At 48.3% G+C, this 8,490-nt stretch carries 5 protein-coding genes; 1 reads left to right on the top strand and 4 read right to left on the bottom strand.

All coding sequences use genetic code 11. The features are described 5' to 3' along the window. From QUB13_RS29980 to QUB13_RS29965, 4 genes are all read right to left on the bottom strand, one after another. A partial coding sequence (locus QUB13_RS29980) for a transposase family protein (protein WP_333388637.1) occupies positions 1–434 on the bottom strand: 434 nt, incomplete at its 3' end. A 200-nt stretch (positions 435–634) separates the two neighbouring features. Beyond that, the gene (locus QUB13_RS29975; protein ID WP_333388634.1) at positions 635–1,057 is read right to left on the bottom strand and encodes an endonuclease domain-containing protein; all 423 of its coding nucleotides are present in this window, start codon (positions 1,055–1,057) and stop codon (positions 635–637) included. 113 nt (positions 1,058–1,170) lie between these two features. After that, on the bottom strand, positions 1,171–4,809 hold the full coding sequence (locus QUB13_RS29970) for a CHAT domain-containing protein (RefSeq protein WP_333388631.1): 3,639 nt from the start codon (positions 4,807–4,809) through the stop codon (positions 1,171–1,173). Positions 4,810–5,359: 550 nt separating this feature from the next. After that, complete coding sequence (locus tag QUB13_RS29965) at positions 5,360–6,631, bottom strand: aspartate aminotransferase family protein (protein ID WP_333388628.1); 1,272 nt, start codon at positions 6,629–6,631, stop codon at positions 5,360–5,362. Positions 6,632–6,851: 220 nt separating this feature from the next. Between QUB13_RS29965 and QUB13_RS29960 the strand changes: the two genes are divergently transcribed. Further along, on the top strand, positions 6,852–8,120 hold the full coding sequence (locus QUB13_RS29960) for a ribulose bisphosphate carboxylase small subunit (protein WP_333388625.1): 1,269 nt from the start codon (positions 6,852–6,854) through the stop codon (positions 8,118–8,120). Positions 8,121–8,490 lie beyond the last annotated feature (370 nt).

Here is an 8,490-nt window from a genome sequence, read left to right as displayed (position 1 = left end):
ACTTGATGTCTCACTACCCATCCATGATGATGACTATAAACGGAAACCATAGTGACAAAGTTTTGGTAAGAGCTGTTGCCACCTGTTAAGGTACTTTTAATGCCTTTTCCGTCCATTGCCATCAATTCTCCTTCGTCTATTGACAATGTTTTTTTACACCACACATTAAAAAGAACTGCTAAAATCTCAAAATCTAATGCTTGAATTATATTTCTAAACGTTGAATCTGATGGAAAGCGAATATCAGGCGGGAGAGCCAATAATTTTATGAGGGTTTTTCGATGATTTTTTGTAAATTCTACCAAGGGCTTATACCCCCAATATCCCGTGCAACTACCCAACAAAATTATTGTGAGCATAAGCCAGAGTGGATGTCTAATTCCTCGGTTTTTTCGATGGTCTGGAACTAATTTAATCGCTTCTAATAAATTCATTAATTCTTTGTCCTATAGTGATAGTCTTACCCGATGGTAATATCTGATTGCCTCTTCTATGATACATTATTGCGTTGACAATTAATCCACCCTGCTTATTAAGGGGGGCTAGGGGGGATCAGAACCCCGTTATGAACGAAAAACTCCCTCCTCTCTTGTCCCCCCATTATTAAGGGGGGCTAGGGGGGATCAGAACCCCGTTATGAACGAAAAACTTCGCCCTCTCTTGTTCCCTCCTTAGTAAGGGGGCTAGGGAAGATCAGACCTTCCAACTGATAGCAAACCCCCTCAAAATTCTGCAAAACTTCAATATTAGTAAACCTAACCACCTGAAGTCCATAGCCCTCTAAAATATTCGTCCTCTCCTCATCATAAATTTTTCCCTGTTCAGTAAAATGACTCTCTCCATCAATTTCAATGACCAGTCTTAATCCCGAACAGTAAAAATCAACAATAAAATTATCAATCGGCCGTTGGCGCAAAATGCGAACGGGCAATTTTCGCAAAAAACCTTGCCACATCTTTTTCTCTGTGACTGTCTGGTTTAGCCGCAGTTGTTTAGCAATGGGAACAAGTTTTGGGTTGTTGGGCAAATAAAAACCGGAGTCTTTGAGTTGTACCATAATACCTCCTAGCTTCCATTGAAAAGGTCTGAATCGATTTTAGTTGTAGATATTATATTGCCGATCGCCCTTTTCTATCTATCACCTTACTAAGCTGACCAAATAACTAATCACTAAACCCCAGCAGCCGTAAAAGCAGCCCAGTGATAAGGATTAGCAAAAGGACAGGGTTTGCGGCTGCGAATTTGCTGCAAAGACGCCTCAGCAATCAGGCGAGCACTTTGGGAAAGCCGATCGAACGTTTGCGAAATTTGAGGTTGAAAATCCGCCAGCAACACCTCCAATTCCTCGCTAGTCAAATCTCGCAGCCACCTTTGAGCGTCAATCAGCGCCATCGCCACATCCCCCACCTGCAACCGAGGAAACCGCCCCAGATTTTCATAAAACTTGCTTGTCAGCAGCAGCATCGAAATATCGTTCACCCTCCACAGACTGCTGACCGCACTAGACGTACCAGCATACAACAAACCCGCCGACAAACCGACAAAATCTTCACCGGCGCTAGGGAAACCGCCGGCAATTTCGCAAGCCGATAAAGTAACTAAAAAGTATTGCCGAAAATCCAAATTAAAAATTTCTTCCAAACTCAGAGAATCATTCCTCAACAACACAGCAGATTTCATCGATTCCGCCAAATTTAGCACACTCAAACAAGCAAAGTGAGCGCATTTTTTCTGCTGCAACTGCCCTGTTTTTTGGGAAAAAGCCTGTTGAATAGCCGGCTTTTGACGCAAAATTTCTGCACTGGAAAAATGTTCGGAAATAGTGCCGATTTCCAGGTTGCTGTAGAGTGAACTTTTGGTGAAAGTAGGAACTGCTAAAAGGTGCTGCAAACGCGGTCTGTACCGGCCAATAGCTACGCCGCGCGCGCTTTGTCTCAACCGCAATAACTCGCAGCTAGGAGCATAGCGAATTCCTCCAGCAAATCGATCGATCAAATAACCAGCAGCCTCTGAAACATCGCCAAAAGTCGAACTTCGAGCAAAAACATCAGAACTGCTGTGCGCCTCCCCGTCAAAACTGCTGCTCGAATTCCACCCAGATTTGAAAATTCCCCCGCCCTCCTCAAGCCCCTCTGTCACCCCCAGAGGCAAAGCGTGGAGCGGTAAAGCGTGCAAAAATCGGTGCGGCACAAAAATTAGCCGATCGCAATTTTGGGGAATCAGCGCTACCAGTCGATCGATTTCCAGCAGCACCGCCAAGCGTTTGAGCCGAGCCGGGAGATGATTGATCCAGCGACCTTTTTGCTCAGAATAAGCGCTGAGGTACTCCCTGGCCCAACTTTCGACAGCCAAAGCATTTTCCGGCGAACACAGGTGAACGGCGGGATATTGCACGCCAGCAACCACCACAAAAGCCACCAGCAAATCCTCAAAACTCGCCCACACCACAGCAGCGGAATTAGCATCAGGCAACAATTGGCGAATTTGCTCGAAAGCGATGGGTTCAACCTTGTGAGCTAAGCTGAAGAAAGGGTCGTTTGCCTGCACTGATCGAGCAATCAACCCATCAAACTGCCGCCACAATTGATTTAAGTTGATAAAATCCGAACTCGGCAGCAGAGAACCGCTGTTCAAACTAGAGCTGTCGCCCTCAGAAATTAAGGTAGCACTCGACTCTGCCTCCGGCTGTTCTTCGTGTCGCTGTGCCCTGGCTATTTCCAGTTGCAGCGATTTCAACGAGCCAAGCACCTCGGCAGAAAAGTCTCCTTTGGGAGTCAGATCGCATTTCAGCAGCAGTTCTACCAAATTCCGATTTTTGTGGCGTTCGGCATATTCCAGAGCCTTAGCGCGATATGCGGGTTGGGTGTTACCGAGTTCCAGACAAACTTGCACCAGCCCTTTATAGAGTCCAGTCGAGATGCTGGCTAATTTGACTTTTGCCGTACCGATCCGATCGCCCAAATCCACCGCATCAAGCCCAGCTTCAGGGCGCAATAATTCCACAGTATCGACAGCAGCAGCAAACACGCTGCAGGCGCGAAGCAACTCGCCGCGAACTCGGTAAGCTTGACCCAAATAAAAGACAATTTGCAGCCAGTGGTGGGGATAGGTTTCGCGAGTGTAGACTTGGCAAGCAGCGAGATAGCAGCCGATCGCGCGATCGAGGTGAGACAAGTTTTCCCCCTCCGTCAGTTTGGCAAAAGCCCGCCCAAGATCGATTTGCAGCATCGCCCAGCGTTCGGGGGCTGCCTGTTTGGTGTATACTCTCGCCGCATTTTGATAGCAGGCGATCGCGCTTTTGAGGTTGCGGTTTTTTTCCCCTTTCAGGTGTTGGCTGAAAGCGCGGCCGAGATTGGTGCACAGCATGGCCCAGCGTTCGGGAGTTTTGGGACGGTTGCAAAAGAGCAAAGCATTTTGATAGCAGGCGATCGCAATTTCGATATTTTCAGCTTTGTCCCCTTTCACCCGCATGGTGTAGATTCTGCCGAGGTAAGTTTGGATCGAAGCCCAGAGTTCGGGAAATTTGATGCGGGTGTAGACTTGTAGAGCATTTTGAAAACACGAGATCGCCATTTCCAGATTTTCCACCGGATCGCCTTTAGCGCGATCGATAAACACCCGGCCTAAATTCTTTTGAGTCGTCGCCCACTGCTGCGGAAAAGCTTCCCTAGTCCGCACTTGCAAAGCTCTCTGATAGCACGTTACCGCGTATTCGAGATTTTCGGCTCGGTTGCCCCGCACGAAATCGCAGTAAGCATTTGCCAAATTATTTTGAGTCGTGGCCCAGCGCCGGGGAAACACCTTGCGGTTGTAAACTTGCAAAGCATTGTGGTAGCAAGCGACTGCCAGTTCTAGATTTTGGGCTTTGTCGCCCTGCAGCCTGCGGGTGTAAGCGCGGCCGAGATTGTTTTGAGTGCTCGCCCAATCTACCCCGAAAGCTTCGCGGGTGCGAACTTTTAGGGCGTTTTGATAGCAGGCGATCGCCTGTTCTAAATTGTCTGCCGGATCTCCCCGGAGGCGATCGCTGTAAGCGCTTCCCAGATTGTTTTGCAGCGTCGCCCACTGGGATGGGTACTCTTCGGGAGTCTGCACTTCTAGGGCATTGACAAAGCAAGCGATCGCCAGTTCGATATTTTGAGCCTTATCGCCTTTCGGGCGATCGCTGTAAGCGTTGCCCAGATTGTTTTGCATTGCCGCCCACTCTTGGGGAAAATCTTTGCGGGTAAAAACCTTAGCAACAGTTTCGTAACCTGCTATTTCGATTTCCAGGTTATTAGCCTTGGTACCGAGAGGAAACCGCCCAATTTTGTTACTCAGATTGCCGATCAGGGCTGCCATGCGCCTAGTCTCGGATTGATTGGCAGCGGGTAGTACCAAAGTTGCCCAGCAGCGCAACAATTCTGCGAAATTATGGTCTAGTTTGTCTAAATTATTTCTCAGCAGCGAGTACAGGTGGTGCGAGTCAGCGCTGCCCGCCACTGCTTGCAAGGCTTCTGCTAAAAAAATTAGATATGCTACCCCGGTTTGAGGATTGCCATTTGCAGATTCTAAGGGTGCGATCGCCCTTTGGAAAAATTTGGCAGCTTTGAGCAAACCGTCTGGCGTCAGTGCCGGCACTTCCAAGTAAAGCGTTTGCACGAACCCAAAGTCGATCGACTTTGAGTTGGTCTTCAAAATCAAATCTATTCCTGAGTCTACAGGATTTTCCAGCAGCGCTTGGAGCATATTCACATCAGTTTTGCGACGCTGTTCGTCCATCGTGCATTCCGCCGAACTATTAACCATACGATCGCTGCTTCTGTGCAGCAATTAAATCAGTTCCCGGTTTAAATTTCAATTCCCAATCGGAGGTAGGAGTCGCCGAGGGGAATTAAAGAAACCTGGTTTTTCCACCATACACATCGCTACAACCTATTCGCCCAAAAAAACAGGTTTTCGGCCAAGTTTTAAACTTGATAAACCCGCCCCCACAGACTTGCAGCGGGGCGGGTTTATTTTTACCATGATAAATTTTAGACTTAAAAACCTGATTGCTTGGAAGCTATAACAATCCTCAAAGATTTATACAGATATAGTCTTTCTCAGAAAGATGAGGTACTGTCCGGCATTGGGCATCTTGCCCGAAGAGCGAAGTCGAAGGGTGGGCGGAGCGAAGCGGAGGGATTGGGCATCTTGCCCGAAGAGCGAAGTCGAAGGGTGGGCATTGGGCGGAGCGAAGCGGAGGGATTGGGCATTGGGCTATTACTCGTTACCTGGCTCTGCCTGGTAACGCAGATCCGGAGGCTCTGCCTCCTTAATCCTGTGGCGAGGCAGAGCCTCTGGACATCGGTTCCCAGGCTCTGCCTGGGAACCAGTTAATTTAGTGTAGCGCTTGAGAGTGCAGCGCCGTCTCCACCGCCTGCAAAGCCCGATCGACTTCTGCAGCAGAGACAATCAGAGGCGGCACAAACCTCAGCACTTTCGGGCCAGCGGGAACCAACAGCACACCAGCAGCGATCGCCGATTTAACAATATCAGCCGATGTAAGTTCGATGTCAGCCTGCAATTCCAGCCCCACAATCAAACCCCAGCCGCGCACCTCAGCAATCAAATGCGGATATGCAGCCGCCAACTTGTTGAGGCCAGCTTTCAACTGTTCCCCGCGCTGCTGCACGTTTTCCAGAATGTTTTCCCGTTCTAAAGTTTCGCACACGCACAAAGCGACAGCACAAACAAAAGGATTGCCGCCAAAAGTGCTGGCGTGACTTCCCGGTTCAAACACATCGCAGAAAGATTTGCACAGCATAGCGCCGATCGGGATACCGCCGCCCAACCCCTTCGCCGACGTAAAGATATCCGGTTCAATCCCCAGGTTTTCGTAGCCCCAATATTTGCCGCTGCGCCCCATCCCGACTTGCACTTCATCGAGAATCAGCAAAATGCCTTTTTCGTCGCAAATTTCGCGAATCCGCTGGAAGTAGGCGATATCTCCGGGGCGAACTCCGCCTTCACCTTGCAGCGCTTCCAGCATAATTGCTGCTACTTGACGTTCGTCTTTGTCTAGTTCTGCGATCGCCAGTTCGATCGCACTAATATCGTTATAAGGCACATAGTGAAATCCCGGAACCAACGGACTAAAACCCTTCTGATATTTAGGCTGTCCCGTCGCCGTAATTGTCGCCAAAGTCCGCCCGTGGAAACTAGCAACGGCGGTAATTATTGTCGGATTCGAGATATTTAATTTTTCGTGGCCGTACTTGCGCGCCAGTTTAATAGCCGCTTCATTAGCTTCAGCGCCGGAGTTGCAAAAGAAAGCTCTGTCCGCGCAAGAATGGTCTACAAGCCACTTCGCCAGCTCGCCCTGTACGGGGATGTAATAAAGGTTAGAAACGTGGTGTAAGGTCTGTATTTGCTTCGTTACCGCTGCAATCATCGCCGGATGGGCGTGTCCCAGAGTGCAGGTAGCAATACCCGCCACAAAATCGAGATATTCGCGGCCCTCGGTATCCCAAACGCGACAGCCCTCGCCCCGTTCTAGGGCGATCGCAAAACGCCCGTAAGTAGTCATTACATAGCTGTCGAAGCTTTCAGAACTGAACAAACTCGCTTCGGCTTGGACGCTTGGTTCTTTTAGTAAGGTTTCAGGACTCACGAACGGCTCCTTAACAGATAATATCTAAACCTCGATTGTACGGCAAAAATCCAGCTTCGCGGTGCAGCCTGTTACTTTTGTCATAAAATCATAACAGTAAGTAACCGCGCCCAATTAATTACACAAAGACTCTTGACGCTGTAAGGCTTTCAGGATGTATGCAATTGTGATTAATTTTGCCGGATTATTTAACAGCAATCAATCCCTCACAAATCTACTGATGAGTTATTATATTTCTCCTAGCTTTCTCGATCGAGTTGCAGTACACATCACTAAAAACTTTTTAAATTTGCCGGGGATAAGAGTTCCCTTAATTTTGGGAATTCACGGCCGCAAAGGAGAAGGCAAAACTTTTCAAACCGAACTGGTTTTTCGGCGGATGGGCTTTGAACCCGTGATGATATCTGGTGGAGAATTAGAAAGTCCAGATGCGGGAGATCCGGCGCGTTTAATTCGCTTGCGCTACCGGGAAGCTGCGGAGCAAATTCGGGTGCGGGGCGAGATGTGCGCCATTTTTATTAACGATTTGGATGCCGGTGCTGGCAGGTTCGATTCTACTACTCAATATACCGTCAATACTCAGATGGTCAATGCCACTCTGATGAATATTGCCGACAATCCAACTAACGTGCAGTTACCGGGAAGTTATGACAGCACGCCGCTGCACCGAGTGCCGATTATTGTCACCGGAAATGACTTTTCAACGCTGTACGCGCCGCTGATTCGCGACGGGCGGATGGAAAAGTTTTATTGGGAACCCAGCCGCGATGATAAAATTGGGGTTGTCGGGGGAATTTTTGATTCGGACAAATTGTCAAAAACCGAAATTGTCGCTTTGGTAGATAATTTTCCCGATCAGTCGATCGACTTTTTTAGCGCTTTGCGATCGCGCATTTACGACGAACAAGTCAGCAAATTCATTCACCAAATAGGAATCGAGCGAGTTTCCAAACGTTTGGTAAATACTACAGAAGCACCGCCCGATTTCCACAACCCTGATTTCAGCCTCGCTCGTTTATTAGAAATGGGCGGTTTGATGGTGGGTCAACAAAAGCGGATTCAGGAAATGCGCTTAGTGGATGAATACAACCAATCGCGACTGTTCAACGTTCAAGGAACCGCCAATGTTCCTGCAGCCGCGCCAACGCAAAATCAATTAAGCGACCCTAATTCCAAATATTATAAAGCTTACGTAGAGCCAACTTCTGCCGTGAGTAACGGTCAAGGGCGGCTGAGTTCCGAGGTGTTGGAACAAGTGCGACAATTGTTAGCACAGGGCAGCAAAATCGGCATGGAATATGCAGACACTCGCCGATTTAAGACTGGTTCTTGGCATAGTTGCACGATAATTCAAAACGGAAAAGAAAAAGATGTAATTGCATCTTTAGAAACTTGTTTGGCGGAACACGGCGGCGAATATGTGCGGCTGATTGGTATCGATCCAAAAGTCAAGCGGCGGGTAGTTGAAACAATTATTCAACGGCCATAATAGGGCGCACAATACCCATTGCGAAAATTCCAATAACGATCGCCTTTGGGTCGTGCCGCACCAGTAATATCAAATCCTGTCTTCATCGGAATAGTAAATTCACTGTTGACTGTTGACTGTTGACTGTTGACTGTTAACTGTTGACTGTTGACTGTTAAGAGGGCGGGCCCGCACCATCCACCGCCCCTACTGACTGTTGACTGTTGACTGTTAACAATTATCCCTCGTTACCAGGCTCTGCCTGGTAATGCAGATTCGGAGGCTCTGCCTAGGCTGTGTACTTTGTGGTATTGTTGAGAACAAAAGTTCATACAGTTTTAGTGTCCCAACTAATCCGAAAACAAAGTCCTCCTTTTCGATAACATTGACT

This window comes from Microcoleus sp. B4-D4 (assembly GCF_036705185.1).
Lineage (GTDB): Bacteria > Cyanobacteriota > Cyanobacteriia > Cyanobacteriales > Microcoleaceae > Microcoleus.
The sequence above is the reverse complement of the archived record's forward strand: the minus strand, read 5'-3'. Positions and strand labels throughout refer to the sequence as shown.